The following is a 24415-nucleotide window of genomic DNA, read 5'->3' as shown; positions in this document are numbered from 1 at the left end:
GTCCCGGGCGGACACGTTCACTCGCTGGGGGTTATCTCGTCGGGGGAGGGCGGCGGCCGGATCGCGGCCGAGTTGCTCGCACGCGAGGAAAATCCCGGAATCGACGACAGGATCGCACTGTTGAACACGAACCGCGCGGACATCCTGAACACCATCGAGCGGGCGTCACTCGACGATACCTCCGAGTACACGACGGTGTTTGGCTCGAAGCGCGGCGTTGGCAACAACTTCATCGCGGGCGAAGAGTGCGCCCGCGAGGACATCGACCTCATCACTGGCGACATTCAAGAGCGGATGACGGGTGCCGACGCGTTCATGCACATGACGACGCTCGGCGGCGGCACCGGCAACGGCTCGATCCCGTACCTGATCGAGCAACTGTCGGGCGGATCTGAGGCGTCGAACCTCCGGCCGTGGATGGACAGCGTCGTTCACGTCGCGCTTGCGGCGTGGCCGTACTACGACGAACCCGCACAGCGCCAGTTTAACGCCGTGATGGGGCTGTCCAGGCTCCTGATGCGACGCGACGGTCAGCAGAACGCCGATATGGTGTTGCTGGCGAGTAACTCACACCTCGACGGTGACGGGACCCAAGGAAGCTATGACGCGGTCAACGACCGGATCGTCACCGCGATCGACCTGTTCATCAGCGCCGGGCGCGAGGCCCGCGGCGTCATCGACGTTGAGGACTACGTCGCCCAGCCGTCGAACATCGGGGCGTACCACTTCACGCCCGCCGTCGCGACCGGACTCAACGGACGGATGCTCGAGTACGAACTGATGTTCGACCGCGCGGCCGAGCAGACGTTCGTCCCGATGGACGTGACGACCTCGCGGGCGGCGTACGCAGTCGTTCGTGCGCCCGAACAGCTCATCGAGTCGGGCGACATCACGGAGACGGGGATCCAGTCGGCGTTCGGCGAGTGGAAGCGGGACAACGACATCGGCGGCGCCGTCGGGATGACGACGCTCACGCCGAAGCAGACCCGCGGCAACGACGTCGACGTGCTTGTGTTGCTCGGCGGGTTCGATCTGAACCCGCTGCTCGATCACTCGCGGGACGCCTTCGAAACCCACAAGCAGAACGTCGAGGCGGCTCGCCAACTCGGCAACACGCCCGAAGACGCCATCTCCGAGGCCCACGTCGCCGACCTGTCAGAGAACCTCGAACGCTACGTGTCGATAAACGCGAGGTGATCGAAATGGGAACGAAGACGCTTCAGTCGGTGCTCGTGGCACTCCTCGCGATCGGACTCGTCGCCGGGCCGGCGACGGCCGCGGCAACGGTCGCAGCGCCTGGCGCTAGTACGGCCGACGGGCTGACTGAGTCGGGGACGGTGACGGCGGCCGGTGATCTCAGCCAGGCGGACTCGGGAGCGCTCCGATTCGAACTCGATGCCGAGCGCGTCGGGAACGAGTCGGCGGTGAACGTCCTGTTCGAGTCGTCCGGCGGGGAAGACACCGTTACCACGACGGCCGAAAATCCGAACTCGAACGACGTGTACCGCTACCGGATCGCGTCAGGTGACCTCCCCGACTTCCCGCTCGCGAACACTACGATCACGGTCTCGGCCGAGGGCGGCAACGGAACCGACTATCTCACCGAACAGGGCGTCGACCTCCGGCACCTCGACACCGCAGCGAGCGCGTCCTTCGACGACAGCGGACGGCTCACCCTGACGGCGACGAACGACACCGCCGGGCTCGACGGGTCGTCGTTCCAACTGGCGGCGACCGCCGCCGGCGACGGTCGCTCTGCGACGCTCTCGGCGACGCTCGACAACGGTACTGTCACGATAGACCGCAACGACGCGTTTACCGGGCTACTGACCCCGCCGGCGACCCTGACGCTCGCGGCTACCGACGGCGGCCCGTCGCTCTCGGGCAATACGGACGTGTCGCTCGCGGACGCGGCACGCCCCGCGACAGTCCTCGTGTCCCCTGGGCGCGTGACGGTCCAGTCGCCGCTGTTGGTCGGCGGCACTGAATACGGCGTTCACCTCACCACGACCGGACCGGACGGCGAGTACGCAGCCACCACGTCCGCACGCGAGACAGACGGCGTCACGTCGGTGACCGTCGAGAACGAGTACCTCGCTGGCGCCGACAGCGTCGCTGTCGACGTCACAACTGCGGGGTCGTCTGTGGTGTCTCCGACCTACAACGACACTGATCCGAACACCGCGACCGTCAACGAAGGGAACCGTAGCGTGTCGCTCGAAGACGGCCCGTTCAGCGGTGGTGCTGTCTCGTTCGTCCTCCTGGCTACATCGAGTGAGGTCAGCGTCATGAGTGACGCGTCGGTCGACGGCGCGACGCTCTCACTGTCCGGGCTCCCGAACGAATCCGAACTGAACCCGGCCGGCTCCTACCGGATGGTCGTCGCGTTTGCCGACGCGCCGGCGACGACCGTCAGCGTCGGCGACGGCGGTGAGCTGTCATCGCTCCAGCCGGCTACCGATCCATCGCCCGACACGAACGGAACGGCGAACGGATCTACCGGAAACGAGTCGTCCCTGTTGCCATTCTCCTCGGGAGGCATCCCCTTCGGACAGTTCACGCTCGGGCTGGGTGCTGGGCTGATCGTGCTTCTCGTGTTGGGAGTCGGATACGCCGTCGGACAGTCGATGGGCGGCGGTTCGGGCGCCGGCGGGTCGGCCGCGGCCACACAGCAGACGCGAGACGTGCGAGTTCGGATCACCGACGGGTTCGCGAACGAGCAGCTCTCCGAGGAGGTGTACCTGACCGCGCGCCCGACGGGACAGTCGTCGGCATCGACCAGCGGCGTGAATCGAAACGGCGGCGGCCGCGAAGAGGCCGTCGACGGCGGGATCGTCACGTGGACGCTCAAGGCCGAACCGTACGAGTTCACCGCCTCCTACAACGGGGCCACCGTCACCGAGACGGCGGAGCTGCTCGACGAACGACTGACGCTCAGCTTCCAACCCGTGACGAAACACGTCAGCGTCATCGACGAGACGGGAGAGCCGGTGGAGGGTGCGACCGTGACCGCCGAGTTCGACGGTCAGCGGATCTCCGAGCCGACCGACGCGAACGGGCGGGCGTCGCTGACGCTCCCGGTAACCGCCTCCACCGTAGAAGTGACCGCCGAACACGACCGATACGAACCGGACACGCGCCGGGTGACCGACCCGAACGACCTCCCGTCTGAACTGCGCGTCGTCGGGAAGACCGGGACGCTCCGAGTCGAAACCGCCATCGGCGGCGATCCGACCGACGCGGTCGAAGTTAGTCTGGACACCGACGACGAGTGGCTGCGCGAGCGGCTCCAGCAGTCGAACCCGACGGACGAGGGCGGCGACGCGGTCGGCCTTCCGGCGGGCGAGTACACGCTCGTCGGCTCGGTCGATGCCGCACCGTTCGAGGAGGTACGACAGCGTGTCACGGTCCCAGAGGACGACACGGTGGCCGTCACACTGGACGTGCCCTTCGAGTACCAGTTGTCGGCGACACAGCGGGAAGCAATCGAGGCGTTGCGCAGCGAGGCGGACGAACTCGTCCCGAGCGGGCGACTCGACTCAGCCGTTCACGGGTACTACGCCAGCGTCGCACGCTCGTTGGCCGACGCCGCCGAACGGGTCCCTGAGTCGGGCATCCGGTTCGCGGAGACGAGCATCGATCCCGACCCGGTCGTCGACGCGATGGTATCGGCTGGGCGCGGCTGCGTCGAGGGGGTCGACAACGCGATGAACACGAAACACAACGTCGACCTCTTCAGCGCGTGCGCCGACATGCGAGGGGTCTCCGAGGAATGGCGGGCGGACTACGACCTCGACGACCTCTTCGATCTTGTGGCGTCCGACCGCGTGGGCCAGCGAGCGGAATTAAAATCGCGGCTCTCAGAAGCTGAATCGACCGTCGAGGACCAACGGAGCGAGGTGAACGTCATTTCGCCCGCCGGCGACGTCCTCGAAGAACTCCGGGAGTACGAACGCGAGACGAGAGAGTCCGATGAGGTGCGCAACGCCGCGTTCGTCTTCGCAGTCGCTGGATTCGTCGAGGCGGTGACGGAACTGTTCGAACACCCGCGGCTGCTCGACCGACTCAACAGGACGATGTACTGACCATGTTATCCGACCAACTTACCCCACCGATCGCAACGATCGCCGTGTGTCTCCTGCTCGTCGTCGGCACGGTACCCGTCGGGGCGACCCAGACGGACGCCGAGACGGCCGACGAGTTCCTCGCGGAGCTGCGGCAATACGAGGACTCGCCGGCGCTGTCGACGTACAGCGAATTCGAGGTGATGCGCGGACAGGCGGTCACAGACGTACAGACGGGCGAATTCACAGAAGCCGACCGCGAGCGAATGGCCGCGGTCGTGACCGTGCTCGAGGAGTTCTCCGCGGCCTATCGCGCCGCGCAGAACGACAGCACTGATGAGAGCCTCGAGCGAGCCGATGCCACCGCACAAGCGATCGATCAGCTCGAAGCGGCGGACGGCGACAACTACGCGACGTTGGCACGCCTCGGCCTCGAGCGGTTCTACCGCCAACGCGGCGAGGTGTTGTATGAGCGATCACGCGAGGCGACTGACACGTCGGACGAACTCGAAGACCTCGAGAGCGCCGCGTCGGCGTTTGAAGCCGCCGGGGCGAGCAGCCGATATTCGGCCGTCAGCGCCGAGGCGAGTCGCATTCGAGCGATCTACGAGTCCGACCGCGAGCGAATGGAGTCGTCGATAACCGCCGCCGGCGCGTTCGTCGACGACTGCGGCGACGCGTGCGGGTCGCCCGTCGCTGCCATGACGACGCTCGGTCCAGGCGTATTCGGCACCTACACCGACGCGCGCTCTGCGACAGCCGACGCTGGCGTCGCAGTCCAACTGGCCGAGAAGCACGGCCTCGACGCCGAGAGCGAGCGTGCGAACACGCTCGAGACCGCGACCAGCGACGCGCTGTTCTCGCTGTCGGTGGCCGCGACGATACTGTCGCTCGTGTACGCCCTCATTGTCGGACTCGTCGCGGCCGCGTTCGGTTGGCGGATCGCGACGTGGGCCGAGGATGTCGACGGCTCGAAGGTAGGACAGATCGTTCCGCGCGACCCAGTGGAGGTGCCGGGCCAATGAGCCGCCGGACGCGGTCAGTCCCGTTCCTCGCGGTCCTGCTGACGGTCGTCGTCGCGCTCGGCGCGGCGACGCCGGCCCTCGGCGTCTCTACGACCGTCGAGACGGACGCGGCGCTCACCGATCAGACGGTGACCGACGAGCTCTCGTTCACGTTCACGGCTGACTCGAACGGAACGGTCCAGGCGACCGACGAGATCAGCCGAGCGAACGGGAACGTCGTCTTCGAGTTCGACTCGTGGGATCGGATCGACGCCGGCGGCGGTGGCGGCGGGAGTTCCAGCTCCTGGACCGCCGTCGCCGGAGCGGAGTACGAGGTCACGTACGATGTGATCGTGACCGGAGAAGTCAGCGAGCAGACGTACTCCGGAACGGCCCAAATCTCGGGTGCCGCGTCCCACTCCGAGGGACTCGACGTGTACGTCGACGTACTGTACCCCGAGTTCGGCTTCCCTGACGCCGGGAACCCGACGTTGGTCTTCGACGATTCCAACAGCCAGTCGCAGTCGAGTACCTTCGACGTGAGCGTCCCGAACACGGGCGAGGGGGCGATGGTGATCTCCGATGCGACGTTCTCGAACGTTCCCTCGGGCTTCTCCGTCGACACCGAGTCGATCCCCGGCACGATCGACGCGAACGACGAGGGCGACGTGGAGATCCAAGTCACCGCAGACGACGACGTGTCCGCGGGATCGTACAGCTTCACGATGAGATTGGAGGACAACCTCGGCAACACCCGAGACGTGACCGTCTCCGTCGATGTGGTGAAGCCGCCGATCGTCTCGGTTCCCGACGACGAGGTGAACGTCGGCGACGTGCTCGTTGGCTCCTCCAGCACTGTCGACTTCCAGATCCAGGAGGTCGCCGGGAACGAGGGCCTCGACGGGCTCGACGTCGAGGTCATCGGCGCGGAGACGGACGGCAGCGTCTCTTTCGATGACCTCCAGTACGCCACCACGAGCCCGGGCGGCAGCGACACCGTCTCGGCGACGATGTCCGCCCGCGACAGCGCGGACCAACACGAGGACCTGGAGTGGGACGTGCGGGTGACGCCCGAGGCGCAGGACGCGCCCAGCTACACGTTCACCGTCACCGGGCGGGTGATCTACCCCGCGAACCTCGAACGCGTCGAGGCGTCCGACCCGGATATTCCGTTCGACGAACCCAAAGCTTCGACCTCGACGTTCCAAGCGAGTGAGGAGGTCGGCATCGTCAACTCCGGCGACCTGGAGATGAACGTCTTGAGCGCCGATGCGACGATGGCGTCCGGAAGTCAGTACATCACAGCCGACGTTTCGGACCTTCCGAACACCGTCGACGGCCTCTCGACCGGGTCGGCGACCCTGTCGCTCTCGGCCGACGACGACACGCCGGAGGGCGAGTACGACGTCGAGATAACCGTTCGGACGGAAGACGCCGGCACACAGACGATCACGCGGACGGTGACGATCGCACAGGAACCCGACCTAGCGGTGGCCGACTCCGTCACGTACGGCGACGTGACGATCACCGAGAACCGCACACAGACGATCGACGTGGCCGAGCGGCTCGGCTTCGAGTCGATCGAGAACCTGCAGGTGGAGAAGGTGGACGGACCGGACCGCTGGCTCACGGTGGTCAGCCGACCCAGCGGCACCGTCGAGGCTGGAGAGGTCAAGCCGATGGTCGTCGCGTTGCAGTTCGATACGCAGGCGGAACTGTACCAGCAGTATCGCTGGCGCTTCCGAATTTCCGGTGACGGCGTCGAGACGCAGACGGTCACCGTGACCGCGGCGGCGAAGCCGTACAGCTTCGATCGTATCACGGAACCACTCGGCGCGTACGACTCAGAGGAGCAGTGGAAAGCCGACACGGCCGGACCGATGAACGACATGCTCCTGTCGATGGAGGAGCGCCTCCGCGGTGACGCCGACGTTCCCGGCTCTGACCTCTCGCGAGGACTCGCCGCGGGACGGGCGACGTTGCTGTTCGTCGACTCGATCGACACCGCTCGGGCGGCACAGGAAAACGGAAGCTACGCACAGGCACAGCGATCGCTCGCGAGGGCGGCAGTCGCCCGGGACCTGATGCGACAGTACGCCGGGTCGCTGGAGCAGCCCGAGCTTCGGTCGACCGCACAGGGCGGCGTCGCGGCGGCCGATTCAGCGTTCGAGGCCACCGCATCTACCCAACGTGAGCACTACACCGGTGTCGCCGAGGCGAACGAATCGGCGATCGAGTCGGCGGAGGCACACCGGGCGCTAATGCAACTCGCCGATTACACCGGCGACGAGGAGGCCGAACGGCGACATCAGTCCAGCTACGAAGACGCGTCGGCGCGTTACCGGTCGCTCGTCGACGACGCTGCAAGTGACCGTGCGACGGCTGACTCCGCGTACGCGGGATACCGTTCGAACGCGACCCTCGTGCTCGCCGGTTATCCGCTCGTGTTCAATCCCGCGCGCACGGACACGGTGCTCCAAGAGGTCGACCAGATCAACAGTCGGTACGACGACTCGGTCGAGGGGTTCGAGCGGGCCGGGGCGACCGACGAGGCGAGCACAGCCGCCGACCGTGCGGCGACAGTCGAAGAACGCCTGACGATCAGTCGATACGGGCTCTTCGGAGCGATCGGAGCCTATGGACTCGTCGTTGTGTTGGTGCTCGTGCGCGTCGCCTTCCGCACGTACGCGTACGTGCAGGACGCCGAAGCGGCCACGACGGGAGAGTTCCTCACACAGATGTCTACGTGAGGAACTCACGGGTGCATCGTCACATCTGACCCGCAATCGCAGCCTTCACTCGACCCAGGATCGTTCGACGGTGTGAGTGTACGCCGTCTGAACTGGTTCAAGACACTCGACGATACCGGCTGAGAACTGTCGAACCGTCCGCCGATCGGATGCGTTGGAGAGTGATCCGTCCCCGTTACCGTGGCTTACCCGTTCTCGGAGCTCGGAACTACTCGTACTGCGTCGAGAGCCGAGACGGTAGCCGTGACTCGTCCGTCTCGACGTCAAGGGTCCAGTCGTCCGAGGCGACGGCCGCCTCGTCGTCGGCGTTCGCCGTGACGGTCGCCCGTGTGGTGGCCTCGCCGGCCGCGATCTCCGCGTTGACGACGACCTCCTCGCCCGGATCGACGCCCTCGAGGTCGACGAGGTACCGGATCGAGGACTCCGGGGCAACCGTCTCGCCGTCGTCCCCGTCGGCGTACATCGCCTTCTCGACGTGTGGGCCGTCCGCGTTGATCGTGACGCCGCGCACTGCCCGCGATCCGTCGTTCGAGACCGAGAGAAACACCGAACCGAACCCGCGTTCGACGCGCGATTCGGGCTCGACCGCGACCGTCAGATCGTCCACGCGGTCACTGTCCCCGTCTACGGTCGACTCGTGCACGACGAGGGTGTTAATCTGGCGGACCTCACCCTCTGTCGATCCACCGTCGACCCGGTGGGCACGAACGAACGCCTTCGCCACGTCACCATCGAGCGTGTATGGGGTCGCGACCGTGACGTGTGCCGGCGAGTCGGGAGACACCCTCGCATCGATGGGCGCAGACGGCTCGCCGCCCACGACAGCCTCTTCTACCTCCCACGTTCCCTCGTCGCTCTCGACGTTCACCGAGAGCTCACCCCCGTCGCCGTCGTCGGCCCGCTGCCAGGTGACCATCGCGACCAACTCGCCGTCCTCGACCGCAAGATCGGTCGCGGGGACTGAGACGGTTCGTCCCCCGTGATCGAGTTCCACCCGGGGGAGCGACAGCGTCGACTCCAGTGGCACGTGGTATCTGGTGCCGACTGCCTGCCCGTTCGCGCGGACCTTCAGCCGCTGTGCGTACGCGCCGTCGTCCGTCCGGAGCTCGAACTCGACGGGCTCGGCCGATTCGTTCGCCACCACCAACCGCTCTTCGAACACGACGCCTCGCCGGGGTCGGCTGACGGATACTGCCGGTCCATGGACACCGGGACGGACCCGCTGTCGCCGCGGTGGGACTGCGGGTCGGCAGTCGATCGAGACCGCGACGTGGCAGCTCCGCGGTGGGCGCTGCCGCCGGAACTCCCTCGACTCGCGGCGCCTCGGTCTGCGTCGTCCTGAAGCAGCGAACACCGAGTCAGCGAGAGCCGTTCTGAGACGCGCCCACCACTCGTTTCGACGGTAACGGAGCGCTCGCCGGCGGACGCGACTGGGAGCGCGAGGCGGTAGGCGCCGTTCGCCTGGATCGACACCGGCATCGAGAAGGACCCGTCGTCGTCGGGGACGCCCTCGACAGTGACTTGATCGTCGACGGCGACGGGCGTGTCGTTGTGCAACGTCACCGAGAGGAAACCCTTGGACGCCGATTCGATGTCGATCCCCGTGGGGGTCGCGGGAACGGTCGTCTCGGTCTCCAGCGGGTCAACGCCGTCCGCCCGGACCGTCACTGCGCCGCTCGGCAGGTCCTGTTCGAGCGGGACCCGTTCCGACTCGCCCGGATCGAGTGTCCCGACCGTCGTCTCGCCGACGGTCACCCCAGTTACGCTCGTATCCCCGTCGTTTTCCACGTCGATGGCCGCCGACAGCACGCCGTCTTCGACGCCGTGGAGGACCGATTCGACGTGCAGCGCAGTCGTTTCCTCTTGGACCTCCAGGACCTTCTCGGTCGACGCGTCGCCGACCGCGGCGGTGACGGTCACCTCGTCGGCCGACAAGGGTCCCAACGAGACGCGCCGCCGCTGGGTCGATCCGGCGTCGATGGTAGCTGAGACGGTCGAGGAAGCGACGCTGGCGCCATCGGCGTCGACGGTCGCATCGACCTCGACTGCGCGGTCGCCCTCGTTCGTGAACGCGAGCACCACCGTCGGGTCAGCGGGGCGAAGCGATTCCGATTCGACGGTCACGGTGACCGACTCGTCGGCTCGGCCGACGGCGGCGTACACTGTCGCCGTCCCGCTGCCGACCGTACACACCAGATCCAGCGACGGCGTCGCCGCGATCGGCGTACCGCTCACTCCGTCGAGTGGGTGGCGGTTGCCGTCGGCGTCGACCGCGAAGTCGCTGCCGGCGACACGGGCCGCAAGCGCTGCGACGCCGGCGTCAGCCAGCCAGGAGACGTCCCCGTCGATCTCCCACAGGCAGTCGTCACCCTCGTAGCCGACGAGTTGGCCGTCTTTCAAGGAGACAACCGCCCGTCCGGGAAGCAACCCGACGTCGGTGACCGCGCCCGATAGCGTCTGTTCGTCGAGTTGTTCGCCCGTCGAATCGAGCACCGTCAGGAAGGACCACGAGGCGACCGCAAGGCGACCGTCGGCTGCCGCGACAGCCGGAGATTCGGCGACATCCGCGTGGGGCTGCTCGAACCGGCCGGCCTCGATGCCGGTTCGTCCTTCGACGACGACGAACTCTCCGTCGCCGGTCCGGACGTACACCCGGTCGTCGTCGGGGTCGGCGTCGACCGACTGGCCGTCCGGAACGTCGACGCCCCACACTCGGCTCCCCGCGTGCGAGAACGCCTCCAGTTCTGCACCGCTGAGCACGTACACCCTGTCGGCGACGGCGACGTCGATCACGCCGTCCTTGCGCGCGACGCGGCGACGGTCGCCTGACGTGATGAGCGACACCCTGCCGTCTGCGGTCGCGACCGCGATGGCGCCGGCGCCGGCATCGGCGGCCGCGACCTCCGCCACGTCGAAGGCGTCCACCTGAACGTAGCGCTCGGGAACCTCAGGGTCGTCGGCGTCCGCTCCGACTTCATTGCTGACGTCGCGCGTGGTGTCGTCGTCGCCCGATCCCCTCGTCGACTCCGTTGCTTCTGTCTCGGCCGGTTCGTCCGCTGTCTCCGCTGTGTCTGTCGGCGCAGTCGCGTTCGACTCGCCCTCGGCCCCGGCGTCTGCGGGCCCGCTCGAGTCGCCGTCTGATTGATCTCCCCACTCGTCCGACTCCGGATCGGCGGACGCACTGCCCCAATCATCCGGGTCCGAGCCCGCGTCACCCACGGCTACTCGGCCTCCGTGTCGCTCCCAGACGCGGCCGATCCCTCTTCGCCTGCGGCGCCGTCGGATGTCGCGGCCGCGTTCGCACTCGTGGCGTTCTCCTCGCGGATCTGCTGAGCCTGTTCCTCGAGGTAGCGCTTCATCTCCGGGTATCCTTCCAGCTCCGAGGCTTGTTTCATCGTCGAGGAGACGTACTGCCGGACGGTCTTGGGCTCGGACTCCTCGAGCTTCTCCATGAGGTACTCCTTGTCTGGCGTGATCGCGTCGCCGTCGATGACGCTCTCGATGAGTTCGCGCTGCAGTTCCGAGCCGAGTATGCGGTCAGCGATCTCCGCGGGGGTGTATCCGACCGACGCCTCGCCAAGTTCTGCGATGGCCTCCTCGCCAAGTTCCTCGCTGATACGCCCGAGCGACGTGCGCCACACCTCAGACATCACGGCCGCGTCGGGTTGGGGGATAAACTGCTGGATCGGGAATCGACGGGTCGCCGCCGGGTCGATGCTGAACGGCATGTTCGTCGCGCCGATGACGAGGAGGTTGTCCTCCACGTCGTTCATCTCCTGCAGGAACGCGTTCGTCAGCGCGCGCTCGTGGCGTTGGATGTCGTCCGAGCGGTCCGGGATGAGCGTCTCCACCTCGTCGAAAAAGAGGACGGCGAACCCGTCGCCGGCCGCCTCGTGTGCCTGTTCGAAGGCTGCGCGGACGTTCTTCTCGGACTCGCCGGAGTACTTTGAGACCACGTCGCTGCCGCGGACCTCGAGGAAGACAACCTCGCCGTAGCTGTCCTCGATGTCGGTGTTGTGCTTCGCCTCGTAGGCGATCGCCTCAGAGACGAGCGTCTTCCCGCAACCGGGGGGGCCGTACAGCATCATGCCGCCGCCGCGGTCGGCGAACTCCTCCCCGTAGCGCTCGACGACCTCGTCGCGGACGTCGGGCTCGAACAGCGACAGCATCATCTCTGCGGTGTTCTTCACCTCCTCGAGTCCCGCGACGTCCTCCTCGAAGCTCGTCGTCGGGTTCTGCGGGGTGATGTCGATGTTGGCCTCCTCCTCGTCGCCCGCGGCGCCGCCCCGCCGGACCCGTCGCCGCCGGGCGCTCCATCGGCGTCGGTCCCGTCCCCGGCGCCCGCCGGCGGGCCCGTGCTCGCCGGCGGCTCATCGAGGAACACAAACTCGGTGTCCTCGTCCACGCGGAGGGTCGTCCCGCGCGGCTCCAGTTCGTCGACGACGAACTCGACGCGCTCGCCGCCGATATCGACGACCTCGTGGATGGGGTGCAAGAGGAACTGTCGCTCGGCGAGCGCCGACGTCAACGCCTCCTCGTTTACTCCCTCGGCGTAGATGGTCGCGCGCTTGCAGGCTCTGACGCTCCCGAGCGACACGTCGGTGTCCACGTAGAAGTCGTTGGTTCGGTTGATCCCCCCGAACAGCGTCGCGACGTTACTGTTCAGATAGACCTTGTTCTTGATCGTGGACGCGAAGCCGTCCTCCTCGGTGTCGACTCGAAAGAACGCCTCGCGGCCGGCGTGGCGGACGCGGGCGATCTCCGCCCGCGACCCGACTTTACTCTTTCCCACGGTGACGTGGGAGGTCGGCTGCTCTTCTTTCGTGATCGGCGTGAGATTGACACTCGTCATGCGACTGGGTTGTAAGCGTTCATCGTTCGGGTCACGTACTCGCGAACCCGCCTGTCCTCGGCGTCGATCAACCCGTCGGGCGGGTTGACCCACAGCGTCCGCGTGGCGACGTTCCTGACCGTCGTGACGGTGTCCTGGAGCGCGCCCGCCACGTCGTACAACGCGGCCGCGGAGTCGTCGCGGCTGTACAGCTCCATTCGTCCGGCGCCGCGCTCGACCATCGCCGCGGCTCGTTCGAGCCGATCGGTGAGAACGGGGACGAGCACGAACCAGTTCGCGACCGGTTCGCCGACGGTCGCCAGGGGCACAGTCGGTGTGTCCATGTCGCCGACGGAGATCCGATTCGCTGCTCGCGCGGTCTCGACGGCCTCCGCTGGCGGCTCTTCCCCGTCGATTGCCGCTCCGATCACCTGCTCGACTGCCGCGGCGACGCGTCCGTCGTCGACTGTGGCGGGTACCGGGAGGGGTAACGCGTCCGCAAGCAGCGTCCCCAGTCCGCGCAGCGACCCGTCGAACGAAGCGATCGCTGCCCAGACTTCCCGTGGTTCGGGCGGCGACGTCCACGAAAGGATCCGTTCGCTGGTCTCCTCGATGGCTGCCACGTGCTCGACCCACGGTTCTGCGCGAACGGGACGTGTCACGCGGCTACCTCCCGCCTCGCCGCGCCGCGGGTCGGCGGATCGAGCACACCACCGCGGCCGCGTCGCCGCTCGATCGGATCCCGGCCGACATCGTCACGACTCCGTGATCGTCTCCGTCCCGGCGTCCTCTTGGGTGATCGCCTGAGACGACTCGTTCAACTTTTCCATCTCGTCGGAGTTGCCGCGGAGGTCGTCGAGGAAGTTCTGCGGGTCCTCCTCTTCCATCCGCTCTTGCTTCGGGACGACGTTGCCCATCGCCGAGAGCACGTTTGTGAACTGCTCAGATGCCGCGACGGCCTCGGTCGGCCACAGTTGCTGCGTACGGATCCGATCGCGAAGGCGCTCCTGTTCGATCGAGAACTGGTCTTTCGTCGACTCGAGCTGATCGATGATCTCCCCGAGGTCCATCTGGTCGGGGTTCGGATTCGGGATCGTGTCGCCCTGTTTCTCCTCCTGCTCGACGAGGTTGTCGTAGTGGTAATACTGTTCGCGGGCGTGATCGAACTTCCGGCGCTCTTCCTCTTCGAGGTCTGAGATATCGCGATCGCCGGCGACCGACAGCATCTCCTGTTTGTACTCCTCGCGCTTTTCTCGAAGGTTCTGGAGGTGTTCGGTCACGTCGGTCGTCTCCTCGGCCCGTGAGGTGAGTCGCTCTTGTGCCTCCTCGACCCGGCCGACCGCCGTTTCGATCCGCTCTGTGAGCGTGTCGAAGGCCGCCGCCCAGTTACTGTACATCTTCACCGCCCGGTCCATCTCGTCCTCGTCGTAGGTGTGTGGCGGACGGAGGACCGTCACGGTGGAGCTCTCGATCGAGACGATGTCGTTGTGCCCGAGGTAGTCGATGATGGCGCGAGCCGAGTCCTCGCTGCGGGCGTGGTCGCTTTCTGCGAGGGTCTGTGCGGCTTCGTTGACGTCGATGACCGCGTTGCCGTCTTGGTCGATGGAGAGCTCTTCGCCGCCGAGCACCTCTTCCATGAGATGGGCGAGCAACTCCTCCCAGTTGCCGCTGTCTTCGTCAGCCCACTCGGCGAAACCGAACTCGAATCGAACCGCCGAGTCGGTCTGGCTCTTGGGTCGCGCGACGACTGTTCCGGACTCCTCGTCTTCGTCGAAGGTGGTGTATCGCATTGGATGTGGTAGGGGCTAGTGGCTGCGGGTGGTTAGAATCGCTCGTCGATCAGTTCCTCGCCGCGCTCGCGAACCTGCGTGCGGGCGTAGGCGTTTCCGGCGTCGCTCGTCGTGAGGTGCAGGTCGTCGATGGACTCGCGGAGCTCCTGTTTCAGCGAGTCCGCCGTCGCGGCCGTCAGGTCTTGGAGCAGCGGACGGGTGAGGTCCTCAGCTCGCGCCTCGACCATCTGCTCGAACGGCTCGACGGCGACCGCCAAGCTGCGGGCATCGAGCACGTCGATGTGCGGATCGGCAGCGTCGTCGTTGTACTCGCTTTGGACGGCCTCGATGACGTCGCGCTTGCCGATGTCCGCTCCGCTGGATCTGACGTGCGCGAGGACGTTCGAGCGGACCTCGATCTCCGATTCGATCAGCGAGCTGTACTCGCCGGTCGGCATCACGTTGCCCGCGTCGTCGAACGATCGGGCCACGTCGTCGCCCAAGTCGTCGCCGAGCTTCTCGGCGAACTCGTCGAGCGCGCTCCGTACCAGGTACTCGCCGTCCATGTCGATGATGAGTCCCTCGCCTTGGAGGTAGCCGATCACGTCCGACGTCGCGGCGACCGAGATCGCCTCCTCCAACTGACCGTGCGAGAGCTTTCCGTGCGTCGAGCGTCGCTTGAGCTTCCCCTTGAGATCGTCCTCGCCGGTCTCCTCTTTCAGGCGCGACCCGACGGAGTAGTAGTCGCGACTTCCGGCGGCGATTCGCATCACGAGGTTCTGCCGTCGCAGCTGCGTGGCGAAGAAGTCGGCGTCCTCGTGTGCCAGATCGAACGCCTTCCGGAGGTCTTCTGTCGTGACGACCATCTGATCACGGAACACGCCCTTGAGGCGCTCTGTGATCCCCGTTCGCGTGCCGCTACCGAACGGGTCCCAGTAGAACACTCCCGATCGGATCCGCTCCAGGCTGTAGTTCTCGTCCTCGGCGAGGTCGCGGAGCGACTCTTTCACGTCCGAGGTCGACAACTTCGGGGCCTTCAGTCGGTCTTTTTCACGGCTCTGATACTGGTCTTTCAGGTCGTCGCGGACGCGGTCGACGTACAGGAACCCGTAGTTGGACTGTGAGATGTCCTGCGAGATATCTTCCAGAACGTCGCGATCGACGGGGCGAAGCGGCATTGATAGATTATCAAAACTCATGCGTACTAAGTGTTATCCTGCTAGTATCATACGCCGAAACGGCGCCGATTTCTCCGTTGGAGATGGCAGCCAGGGTCGGGTACGTTTCGCTTACTGAACAGGAATCGTGAGTCGGCTCCGCCCGAGCGAGCGAACGTCGTCACTCGACACGACACTTGCGTCCGACGACCCGATGCGCAATTAAAATTAATTCTACAATCGGCCAGATTCTGACTCAAAAAGCCACGATTGACTGCATGTCGTCCTGATCGTGTTCTAGGACACTAACTACTATCGAGATATTCAATCTGATCACTCGAAAGTACTTTGTGGGGCGATGTCCCTGTTCGGGGTATGAGCGTTAGACAATCGTGGGGAGATATGGTCGATCTATCGCATAATAATATTGGAGTACCCGGTAGAAACCTAATCATTTGGTTTTATAGTACAGATATAGAAATAGATGTGGGATTTATTGATGTCCGTTGCCGCATGGGTGCAGTGGAGTGCCCGGCCAAGGGGGTGTCGCTGTGAGTGCAGACTCGCCCGACGGAGATCCCCCGATGGACTCGTCCGGTGAAAACAGGTACGGCCATCTCTCGATCGCAGACGACAGCGTGATCATCTACGATCGCGACCGGGTGGACGCCTGGATCCAGTCGACCGTCGCGCACGAAGTCCCGCCCCAAGAGCCGACTCCGGAGCCGTATCACGTCGACTCCGGGAACCGCGGCGACGAAACGGGAGGTGACTGACGATGGCGACTGGACGTCCCGAGACGGGAGCCTTGAACGATGATAACCACGATTTCGGGCAGCCCGACCTGCTGCGCTCTGAGTCGACGAGGTTGATCCGGGAACGAGCCGACGCACTTGACGCGGAAACCGCCGTCGTCTGTCTCTCTGGTGGGGTCGACTCGGCAACAACGGCCGCACTCGCAGTCAAGGCGCTCGGTGCTTCCTCGGTGACGGCGCTGATCATGCCAACCGACACGACAGACGAGCGGCACACGAACGACGCCCGTTCGTTCGCTGAATCGCTTGGCGTAGACTACGCAACCGTCTCGCTGAAGCCCGCCGTAGACGTGTTCAAACGGTACGTCGCCCCGCGGATCGCCGCGGACGGCGACGCCGTCGCGGCCGGGAATCTGGCGGCGCGCCTGCGGATGGCGTGTGCGCATCTTGTCGCTGACGCGTCCGACGGCATGGTCGTCGGAACGAGCAACCGCACTGAGCGGCTGCTCGGCTACTTTACGAAGTACGGAGACGATGCCGCTGATTTACACCCGCTCGGCGAGTACGACAAGACGGCAGTACGGGCGCTCGCGACCGCCCTCGACGTGCCGACGGAGATCATCTCACGGCCACCGACCGCTGGATTTTGGGCGGGGCAAACCGACGAGTCCGAGCTCGGTGCCTCCTACGCGACGCTCGACCGTGTTCTGGGGGCACTCGTCGGGCCGGATCCAGACGCTCGGCCGTTGCCGATCGACGAGGCGACAGGCGTCGACAGCGAAACTGTCGCCCGACTGCTCGATCGAGTCCAACAGACCGCTCACAAGCGACAGCTGCCGCCAGAACCGTCTCGAGAGGTCGCTGACTCGCCTACCGGAACCTCAGGTGACACCGCTTGTCCGCTTGTCGGTGGCGACCGTCGAGCGTCGAAAACTGCCGCGCGTGCCAGCGATCTCATTCGGTCCCAAGTCGACGCGGCCGACGGCGATGGCGTGATCGTCGACCTCGGAGCAGGACGAGAGTCAGGTATCGCCGCTGCGATCGCGGTCGAGGCGCTCGGGGCATCACGGGTCCGCGGACTCCACCTCCCGTGTCACAAGGCGGCCGGGCTCACCGCTCCGGCTCCCGAGTCGATTGCAGACGACCTCGGGATCTCTATGGATCGCGTGACGATCCGACCACTCGTCACCGAACTCGAAGCGGCGCTTCCGACGCGGACCACGGAGCGAGCGGGCGCGACTGAACTGGGCGAGTTCGTCTCGCGCATTCGGACCGCGTGCCGATATTACGTCGCCAATGCCGACGACAGGCTCGTCGTCGGGACGACGAACCGGACGGACGCTCTTCTCGGGCGTGTGACCCGGTACGGTGATGCGGCGGCCGATGTCCGGCCGCTGGGTGCCACATACGCGAGCGAACTGTCGGCGGTCGGCCGCGAGCTCGGGTGTTCAGTCGGTTCCCCCTCGGATCGATCCGGTCGGCGTGACCGCGATCGTTCGGGGGGCCTCGACCCCAGTGACAGCGGAGCGGTACCGGGGGAGCCGGGAACCGAACTACTCGATGAAATCCTGGTTCGTCTCGTCGATCAGGACCTTGGTATCGAGCGAACCGGCGACGCAGTCGACGCAGACCGGGAGATTATCCGGTGGTGTGCTGTTCGTCACGTCGCGTCGAAACGGGACCGTTTGAGGCCGCCGACGACTGCCGGCAGCGACGCTCGAAGCCACTTTCACGAACTCGAACTGAAGTTCGACTCGTCGACTTCAGCCCCGCAGTCGTAGCGCCGACGGAGTGTCGTCCCGGTACTACTGTTCTAACGGCGCTTCCATCCGTGCAACATCGAGGTGGAGGATGTTGCGGCCCTCGTCGGTCGCTTCGACCTGCCCGGTGATCACGAGCCCCGACTTCGGAGTCGGCCCGACGATCACCGGATCGCCCACGCTGAACCGAGTGACTGACTCCCGAAACGTCACCGTTGCGCGGCACTTCTTCGGGTGGTGGACGTTCGTGAAGTCGATCGACTCGACGGCCACGTCGACCCGGTCGTAGTCGTGGGCGAGCCCGAGCGTCTCGCCGCTGTCGTCGTCGTCGGGGTCACGGCCCAGTGCCTCGAAGGCGGCCTCGGTCGGCACGTACCCGCCCTCGGATCCCGGAACGCCCTCGACCAACCCGAGCGACTTCATCATCTGCATCAGGTTCCGGATGGTTCCCACGTGCCGGTCGCAAACCTCGGCGATCCTCGTGGCCGGCATCGGGGATTCCGTCTCCTCGTATCCGTTGACGAGGGTGTTCAGGATCTCCCGCTGACTGCTGGTCAGGTCCATCTGCGTCTACCAGAACCTCGCTTCGGTCGTTCAAATACGTTTGGTTCGTCTCATTTGCAGCTTTGACCCCGAGCGTTCATCCGCACACTGACCCGATTCTGGGACGAATGCGTTTATACTCGGTCTTAGAGTGTATGAACGTCGATATTGGGACAGAACCTCTGGCGGTGGCGGCCAGACGGGACCGGACTTCGTGGGAGGGCAGGCGGGAGTGGGCCCCGTGGCCGATTCCGTGAGGATCGCTCGGGGTCCCCCGGTGCGGTTCGTCAGTCGTCGCCGGCGGTCGCGACAGCGACGCCCGCGAGGTTGACGATGTCTGCGGCGTCGTCGCCGCGCTGGAGGACGTGCACCGGTTCGGCCATCCCGACGAGCATCGGTCCAACGACCGCCGCGCCGCCGAGACGGTGCAACAGCTTGTAGGCGACGTTGCCGGCCTCCAGATTCGGGAACACCAGCACGTTCGCGGGCGCGTCGAGGTCGGCGAACTCGTAGTCCTCCGAGAGGAGATCGTCGACGACGGCGGTGTCGGCCTGTAGCTCCCCGTCGACCTGGAAGTCGACCGCGGGGTCCTCGCGCAGCCGGCGGGCTGCTTCTCGGGGCTTCCGGGTGCCCTCATTGTCGACGCTCCCGAAGTCCGAGTACGACAACAGCGCCGCGCGCGGCTCGACGTTGAACCGGCGCGCCAGTTGCGCGGTGTGTCGCGTCACCTCAGTGAGCACGTCGGCGTCCGGGTCTTGATTCACCGTCGCGTCCGCGCAGAACACGACGCGGTCGTCGAACGCGAGCATATACACCCCGGCGGCGTACTCGGCGTCCTCGGCGGTGCCGACGATCTGCAGCGGGCGTCGCAGCGCACTCGGATAGTGGTGCGTGCGGCCGGTGAGCATCGCGTCGGCGTCGCCGGCGGCGACGAGCGCGCTCGCGAGCGCGTCGTTCTCGTACAGCAGGGCTTGTGCTTCGCGGCGGGTGAGCCCCTTCCGCTTGCGTCGCTCGTACACCAACTCGGCGTACGGATCGAGATCCATCTCGGCGGGGTCGACGATCTCCGGCGAGAACCCCAGTCCGAGCTCGTTGAGCGTCGCCTCGACGGCGCCGCGATCGCCGACGAGGAGCGGTTCGGCGATACCGCGATCGACGAGCTGGTACGCGGCGCGAACGACCGTCTCGTCGTCACCTTCCGCCAGCACCAATCGCTTGGGATCCCGCTTCGCCTCGGTCAACACGGCGCGCATCGCTTCTCGACTGCCGCCGAGACGGTCCTCCAGTTCTTGGACGTACGCCTCGGCGTCGAGGTCGCGCCGGGCGACGCCGTCGTCGACGGCCGCCTCCGCGACCGCGGGCGCGACCCGAAAGAGCACGCGCTCGTCGAGCGGCTTTGGGATGACATACTCGGCGCCGAATTCCAGCGGTTGGTCGCCGTAGGCACGCCGGACGGCGTCGGGGACGTCCTCGCGCGCGAGTTCGGCGAGCGCCTCCGCGGCGGCGACTTTCATCCCTTCTGTGATGTTGCGCGCGCGAGCGTCGAGAGCCCCGCGGAACACGAACGGGAAACACAGCACATTGTTCACCTGGTTCGGATAGTCCGAGCGACCGGTCGCGACGACGACGGTGTCCTCACGGGCCGCTTTCGCATCGTCGTAGGCGATCTCGGGGTCGGGGTTCGCCATCGCGAAGATGACCGGGTCGTCTGCCATCGAACGGACCATCTCCCGGCTGACGATCCCGCCGACCGACAGGCCGACGAACACGTCGGCCCCCTCGATCGCGTCCGAGAGTTCGGTGCCGCCGGCGGCGTCGGCTGGCGTCGCGAACTGCGTGACGTGGGCGTGGGGGTCGGCCTCGGCGGCCCGTTCGGGCGTGATCACGCCGTCGATGTCGCACATCGTGATCTGGCCGGCCGGAACGCCCAGCGAGGTGTAGAACTTCGCGGTCGCGGTGGCGGCCGCGCCCGCGCCGGAGAAGACGACTTCGAGATCAGAGATATCCTTGCCGACGATGTCGGCCGCGTTGAGCAGCGCTGCGCCGGTGATGATCGCAGTGCCGTGTTGGTCGTCGTGAAAGACCGGCACGTCCATCCGCTCGCGGAGGCGGTCTTCGGCCGCGAAGCACGCAGGCGCAGCGATGTCCTCCAAGTTAACACCGCCGAACGTCGGCTCCATCGCGGCGACCCGGTCGACAAACGAGTCCAGCGACGATGCGTCGAGTTCGAGATCGAACACGTCGATGTCGGCGAACCGCTTGAACAGCACGCCTTTTCCCTCCATGACCGGTTTGGAGGCGAGCGGACCGATGTCACCGAGCCCGAGCACGGCCGAGCCGTCGGAGACGACGCCGACCAGATTCCCCTTCGCTGTGTATTCGTAGCCCCGGTCCTCGGCGTCGGCGATGTCGCGACACGGCGCGGCCACGCCCGGCGAGTACGCCAGCGAGAGGTCGCGTTGGGTGTTCGTCGGCTTCGTCGTCGATACCTCGAGTTTCCCCGGCGGGTCGCGACGGTGGTACTCGCGCGCGTCGTCGTCCAGTCCCATGAGTCACGACTCGATGGAGGGCCCGAGTCTCTTTCGCTCCGGCGCGCCCTCGGCTGATCGGGCGGTCGTCGAACCGACCGGTACCAGAGCGCTTTACTCCGGTGACTGAGCACCGACCGAGCAGATGGGACTCTATCGGATCGTCTCGCTGGTGCTCTCGTGGCAGGTCGCCGCGAGCGTCTGTTATTATGCGATCTTCGCCGCGACGCCCTTCTTCCGCGCGGAGTTCGACCTCTCTGGCGCCGCCGTCGGGCTCGTCGTCACGTCGGTGACGCTCGGGTATGCGGTGTTCCTGCTCCCGCTCGGGGCGCTCACCGACCGCTACGGCGAGCGACGGATGCTCACCGTCGGCCTGATCGGCGTCTCGACGGGGGCGTTCCTCGTCACGCAGGCGTGGTCGTTTCCAGCGTTGCTCGCGAGCGCCTTCCTCCTTGGGTCGCTGTACGGAACGGCGATGCCGGGGACCAACAAGGCCGTGTTCGACAATACGCCGCCCGGACGGCAGAACGTCGTCATGGGCGTGAAACAGGTCGGCGTCACCGCCGGCAGCGGCGCCAGCGCCCTGCTCGTTACCGGCATCGCCGGCGTTCTCTACTGGGAAGCCGGGTTCTACGTCGCCGCCGGAACCGGGGCCGTCGTCGCGGTCCTGTTCTGGTTCGCCTACCGCGGCACCGAACCCGGTGGGGAGGCGAGCTACCCCGACTTCCGAAAGCTCGGTTCGAACCCCCCGTATCGCGCGTTGACCGCCGCCGGGTTCTGTCTCGGTGCGGCCCTGTTCACGACGACTGGGTACACCGTGATCCACGTCACCGACTCCGTCGGGGCTTCCGTCGCGTTCGGCGGCGTCGTGCTGGCTGCAGTACAGGTTTCGGGGAGCGTCGGCCGCGTCCTCACCGGCTGGCTCAGCGACGCGCTGCCCGGCGATCCGACTCGTCGGATCGGCGGGATATTGCTCGCGCAGGCGATCGCGAGCGCGCTCTCGCTCGTTGCGGTCGGCGTCGTCGGCGGACGGACGCTCACCACCGTCGCGTTCGTCGCGCTCGGGTTCTTCCTGTTGGGCTTCACCGGGGTGTACTACTCCTGTATGGCGACCGTCGTCTCCGCCGACGAGATGGGCGGCGCCACCGGCGGCGGCCAGCTCGCGCTCACTAGCGGCGCGCTGTTCGCCCCGCCGGCGTTCGGCTACCTCGCGGACACGTACGGCTATCAGGCGGGCTGGCTCATGCTCGCGGCCGTTGTCACGGTGGGCGCGGTATTCGTCGTCAGGGTGATCACGGCTGACGCGCCAGCGGACACCGTCGCCGCGGCGGCTGACTGACGCCTAATCGGGGTCGGGAACGGGTGTCCATCGTCACCGAGGGCTCGTGGCGGGCGACGAAATTATATACCGACCCCCGCTCAACTGTCGGTCGCATGTACCACGTTCTGCTCGCTGTCGACGACGACGAGGACCGAACGGCCGACCAGATCGAGACGGTCCGTTCGCTGCCGGGGCGCGACGAGCTTCAGGTTACGGTCCTCCACGTTCACGAGACCGTCGACGCGCCTGCCGACGAGGCGGGCCGGTCGGTGATCGAGTCGATCAACGACGATATCGGCGACTTACAGGGTCTCCCTGACACAGCCACGACGGTCCGGGACGCTATCGACGATCTCGGCGTCTCCGTCGAGGTAACCGAACGAACGGGCGATGCCGCCCAAGAGGTCCTCGCCGAAGCCGACGAGCGCGACGTTGACGCGATCTTGTTGGCCGCGCGCAAGCGCTCACCCGCCGGGAAGGCGCTGTTCGGCAGCGTCACCCAGCGGGTCATTATCGACGGTGACCGACCCGTGATCGTCGCTGGCGACCAGTGACTGTCACGAATTAGTACCCCGGTTTTGCGGGTCGCTGGTGGGATCACCTGGTACCCACATGATCGATTATCATATATACTCTCGATCGTATGTGGCGCGAAATGTCATGATCGCCTCGCAAAAATTGACGGGTATGCCCTAACCACCATCGTTATCAATACTGTACGTTAAGCAATTCCCATGTCTGGTGACGACATAAACAGACGTGACGTGCTGGCAGGCGCAGGAACAATGGGCGTAATCACGCTCGCCGGCTGTACCGGCGGCGGCGGCGACGACTCCGGCGGCGACTCCGGCGGTGACTCCGGTGGCGATTCCGGTGGCGATTCCGGCGGAGACGGCGAGTCCGAGAGCTATCAGCTCACGATCGCGGGAACGTCCTCGGGGAGCTCCACCCAGCAGGCCGGACAGGCGCTGGCACGCGCGGCGAGCCAGCACAGCGACATCTTGGACATCTCGGTGCAGGTCACGGACGGCTGGACGGCGAACCTCTACGAGTACGACAGCGACAACATCTCGTCGATGGGTGTCGACAACAACTCCCTCTCGAAGGCGCTGAACGAGGAGGGGCCGTTCGCGGACGAGCCCGTCGACAGCCTCCCTCACCAGGGCTACGTGTTCACGAACCTGGAGATCTACTGGGTCGCGACCGAGGAGTCGGGGATCACCTCGACGGCCGACCTCCAGGACGGCGGGTACACGATCTACCCGATCCAGCCCGGCTTCGGGACGCGGCTGCTGACTGAGGAGGTCATCCGGGAGGCTGGCCTGTGGGAGGACAACGACATTCTCAACGTCGGCACCAGCGACATCGCTGGCGCCGTCGAGGAGGGTCGCGTGGACGCGATGTGTATCTACGGCGCCAACGGCGTCGCCCTCTCCAGCTGGGTGCAGGAGGTCGACGTGCGCTCCGGCGGCGGGCTGAACATCATCGAAGTCGACGACAACTTTACGTCGGCGATCGACAACGTCGGCGGCGCGATCAAGAAGGAAGGCCTCGAACCGTACGGCTGGGAGCAGGACGTGACCGGCATCACCGACACCACCACGGCGTGGGTCCTCGCCGGTCAGTGGGCGTTCGGTCCCGACGTGCCCGCGGGCGCGACCGAGGAAGTCGCGCGTCTCGCCAACGAGCACTGGGAGGCCATCCGTGAGGCCGACCCGACCACGCTCGACCACTCCGACCCCGAGACCATGACGACGGCCGTCCTCGAGGACCTCCCGGTTCACGCCGGCGTGGCTGACTTCTTCCAGGCGAACGACGTCTGGGACGACAGCTGGACGGACGGCGAGAACGCGGAGTAACTACCTACCGCCCCGAACGGGGCGATAATTTATACGTACGACAACCACTAACACACGATTAAATGTGTACAAGT

Annotated in this window: 18 protein-coding genes; 9 read left to right on the top strand and 9 right to left on the bottom strand. The window is 66.1% G+C overall.

The genetic code is table 11. The features are described from left to right. Window positions 1–72 precede the first annotated feature (72 nt). The 4 genes from P0Y41_RS16880 to P0Y41_RS16865 are packed head-to-tail and all read left to right on the top strand — an operon-like array spanning window position 73 to window position 7818. Window positions 73–1197, top strand: a complete 1125-nt coding sequence (locus P0Y41_RS16880) for an FtsZ/tubulin family protein (RefSeq protein WP_345783221.1) — start codon at window positions 73–75, stop codon at window positions 1195–1197. A 5-nt stretch (window positions 1198–1202) separates the two neighbouring features. Beyond that, window positions 1203–4085 carry a carboxypeptidase regulatory-like domain-containing protein gene (locus tag P0Y41_RS16875; protein ID WP_284063599.1) on the top strand — a complete coding sequence of 961 codons (2883 nt, stop codon included), beginning with the start codon at window positions 1203–1205 and terminating at the stop codon, window positions 4083–4085. Window positions 4086–4087: 2 nt separating this feature from the next. Beyond that, a complete protein-coding gene (locus P0Y41_RS16870; protein ID WP_284063598.1) occupies window positions 4088–5089 on the top strand; it encodes a hypothetical protein in 1002 nt (333 codons plus the stop codon). Beyond that, complete coding sequence (locus tag P0Y41_RS16865; protein WP_284063597.1) at window positions 5086–7818, top strand: COG1361 family protein; 2733 nt, start codon at window positions 5086–5088, stop codon at window positions 7816–7818. The genes P0Y41_RS16870 and P0Y41_RS16865 overlap by 4 nt, the downstream gene beginning before the upstream one ends. A 208-nt stretch (window positions 7819–8026) precedes the next feature. On the opposite strand, the gene P0Y41_RS16860 is transcribed toward P0Y41_RS16865, so the two are convergent. The 7 genes from P0Y41_RS16860 to P0Y41_RS16830 form a co-directional block, all read right to left on the bottom strand. Continuing rightward, on the bottom strand, window positions 8027–8959 hold the full coding sequence (locus tag P0Y41_RS16860; protein ID WP_284063596.1) for a hypothetical protein: 933 nt from the start codon (window positions 8957–8959) through the stop codon (window positions 8027–8029). After that, entirely contained in the window at window positions 8887–11037 is a 2151-nt protein-coding gene (locus tag P0Y41_RS16855) for a hypothetical protein (protein WP_284063595.1), read from the bottom strand. The genes P0Y41_RS16860 and P0Y41_RS16855 overlap by 73 nt, the downstream gene beginning before the upstream one ends. A gap of 2 nt (window positions 11038–11039) precedes the next feature. Continuing rightward, a complete protein-coding gene (locus tag P0Y41_RS16850) occupies window positions 11040–12008 on the bottom strand; it encodes an ATP-binding protein (RefSeq protein ID WP_284063594.1) in 969 nt (322 codons plus the stop codon). Further along, window positions 12005–12670 (bottom strand): hypothetical protein, encoded by a 666-nt coding sequence (locus P0Y41_RS16845; protein WP_284063593.1) that lies wholly within the window; start codon window positions 12668–12670, stop codon window positions 12005–12007. The genes P0Y41_RS16850 and P0Y41_RS16845 overlap by 4 nt, the downstream gene beginning before the upstream one ends. After that, window positions 12667–13311, bottom strand: coding sequence for a hypothetical protein (locus P0Y41_RS16840; protein ID WP_284063592.1), 645 nt, complete (start codon window positions 13309–13311; stop codon window positions 12667–12669). The genes P0Y41_RS16845 and P0Y41_RS16840 overlap by 4 nt, the downstream gene beginning before the upstream one ends. Window positions 13312–13404: 93 nt before the next feature. Then, window positions 13405–14439, bottom strand: a complete 1035-nt coding sequence (locus tag P0Y41_RS16835) for a hypothetical protein (protein WP_284063591.1) — start codon at window positions 14437–14439, stop codon at window positions 13405–13407. A 32-nt stretch (window positions 14440–14471) separates the two neighbouring features. Continuing rightward, the gene (locus P0Y41_RS16830) at window positions 14472–15596 is read right to left on the bottom strand and encodes a hypothetical protein (protein WP_284063590.1); all 1125 of its coding nucleotides are present in this window, start codon (window positions 15594–15596) and stop codon (window positions 14472–14474) included. A gap of 530 nt (window positions 15597–16126) precedes the next feature. On the opposite strand from P0Y41_RS16830, the gene P0Y41_RS16825 reads away from it, so the two are divergent. Both P0Y41_RS16825 and P0Y41_RS16820 read left to right on the top strand, forming a co-directional pair. Further along, complete coding sequence (locus tag P0Y41_RS16825) at window positions 16127–16351, top strand: hypothetical protein (RefSeq protein ID WP_284063589.1); 225 nt, start codon at window positions 16127–16129, stop codon at window positions 16349–16351. 2 nt (window positions 16352–16353) lie between these two features. Then, window positions 16354–18111: an NAD+ synthase gene (locus P0Y41_RS16820; RefSeq protein WP_284063588.1), complete on the top strand. Its 1758-nt coding sequence runs from the start codon at window positions 16354–16356 to the stop codon at window positions 18109–18111. Window positions 18112–18135: 24 nt separating this feature from the next. Here P0Y41_RS16820 and P0Y41_RS16815 read toward each other — a convergent pair whose 3' ends face one another. Both P0Y41_RS16815 and P0Y41_RS16810 read right to left on the bottom strand, forming a co-directional pair. Beyond that, entirely contained in the window at window positions 18136–18654 is a 519-nt protein-coding gene (locus P0Y41_RS16815; RefSeq protein WP_284063587.1) for a TrmB family transcriptional regulator, read from the bottom strand. 266 nt (window positions 18655–18920) lie between these two features. Then, on the bottom strand, window positions 18921–21182 hold the full coding sequence (locus P0Y41_RS16810) for an NADP-dependent malic enzyme (protein ID WP_284063586.1): 2262 nt from the start codon (window positions 21180–21182) through the stop codon (window positions 18921–18923). Between the two features lie 124 nt (window positions 21183–21306). On the opposite strand from P0Y41_RS16810, the gene P0Y41_RS16805 reads away from it, so the two are divergent. The 3 genes from P0Y41_RS16805 to P0Y41_RS16795 all read left to right on the top strand — a co-directional run bounded on the left by P0Y41_RS16805 (window position 21307) and on the right by P0Y41_RS16795 (window position 24341). After that, window positions 21307–22500: an MFS transporter gene (locus tag P0Y41_RS16805; protein ID WP_284063585.1), complete on the top strand. Its 1194-nt coding sequence runs from the start codon at window positions 21307–21309 to the stop codon at window positions 22498–22500. Between the two features lie 95 nt (window positions 22501–22595). Then, a complete protein-coding gene (locus P0Y41_RS16800) occupies window positions 22596–23036 on the top strand; it encodes a universal stress protein (protein WP_284063584.1) in 441 nt (146 codons plus the stop codon). 213 nt (window positions 23037–23249) lie between these two features. Further along, complete coding sequence (locus P0Y41_RS16795) at window positions 23250–24341, top strand: TAXI family TRAP transporter solute-binding subunit (protein ID WP_284063808.1); 1092 nt, start codon at window positions 23250–23252, stop codon at window positions 24339–24341. The last annotated feature ends 74 nt before the right edge of the window (window positions 24342–24415 follow it).

Origin of the sequence: Halobaculum halobium, assembly GCF_030127145.1 — an archaeon.
GTDB lineage: Archaea > Halobacteriota > Halobacteria > Halobacteriales > Haloferacaceae > Halobaculum > Halobaculum halobium.
Note: the sequence above shows the minus strand (reverse complement) of the source record. Positions and strands in the feature narration are given on the sequence as shown.

Coding starts and splice junctions, on each gene's coding strand:
- P0Y41_RS16875 (WP_284063599.1), top strand. CDS start 1,203: ATGGGAACGAAGACGCTTCAGTCGGTGCTCGTGGCACTCCTCGCGATC.
- P0Y41_RS16870 (WP_284063598.1), top strand. CDS start 4,088: ATGTTATCCGACCAACTTACCCCACCGATCGCAACGATCGCCGTGTGT.
- P0Y41_RS16865 (WP_284063597.1), top strand. CDS start 5,086: ATGAGCCGCCGGACGCGGTCAGTCCCGTTCCTCGCGGTCCTGCTGACG.
- P0Y41_RS16845 (WP_284063593.1), bottom strand. CDS start 12,670: ATGACGAGTGTCAATCTCACGCCGATCACGAAAGAAGAGCAGCCGACC.
- P0Y41_RS16835 (WP_284063591.1), bottom strand. CDS start 14,439: ATGCGATACACCACCTTCGACGAAGACGAGGAGTCCGGAACAGTCGTC.
- P0Y41_RS16830 (WP_284063590.1), bottom strand. CDS start 15,596: ATGCCGCTTCGCCCCGTCGATCGCGACGTTCTGGAAGATATCTCGCAG.
- P0Y41_RS16820 (WP_284063588.1), top strand. CDS start 16,354: ATGGCGACTGGACGTCCCGAGACGGGAGCCTTGAACGATGATAACCAC.
- P0Y41_RS16815 (WP_284063587.1), bottom strand. CDS start 18,654: ATGGACCTGACCAGCAGTCAGCGGGAGATCCTGAACACCCTCGTCAAC.
- P0Y41_RS16810 (WP_284063586.1), bottom strand. CDS start 21,182: ATGGGACTGGACGACGACGCGCGCGAGTACCACCGTCGCGACCCGCCG.
- P0Y41_RS16805 (WP_284063585.1), top strand. CDS start 21,307: ATGGGACTCTATCGGATCGTCTCGCTGGTGCTCTCGTGGCAGGTCGCC.
- P0Y41_RS16800 (WP_284063584.1), top strand. CDS start 22,596: ATGTACCACGTTCTGCTCGCTGTCGACGACGACGAGGACCGAACGGCC.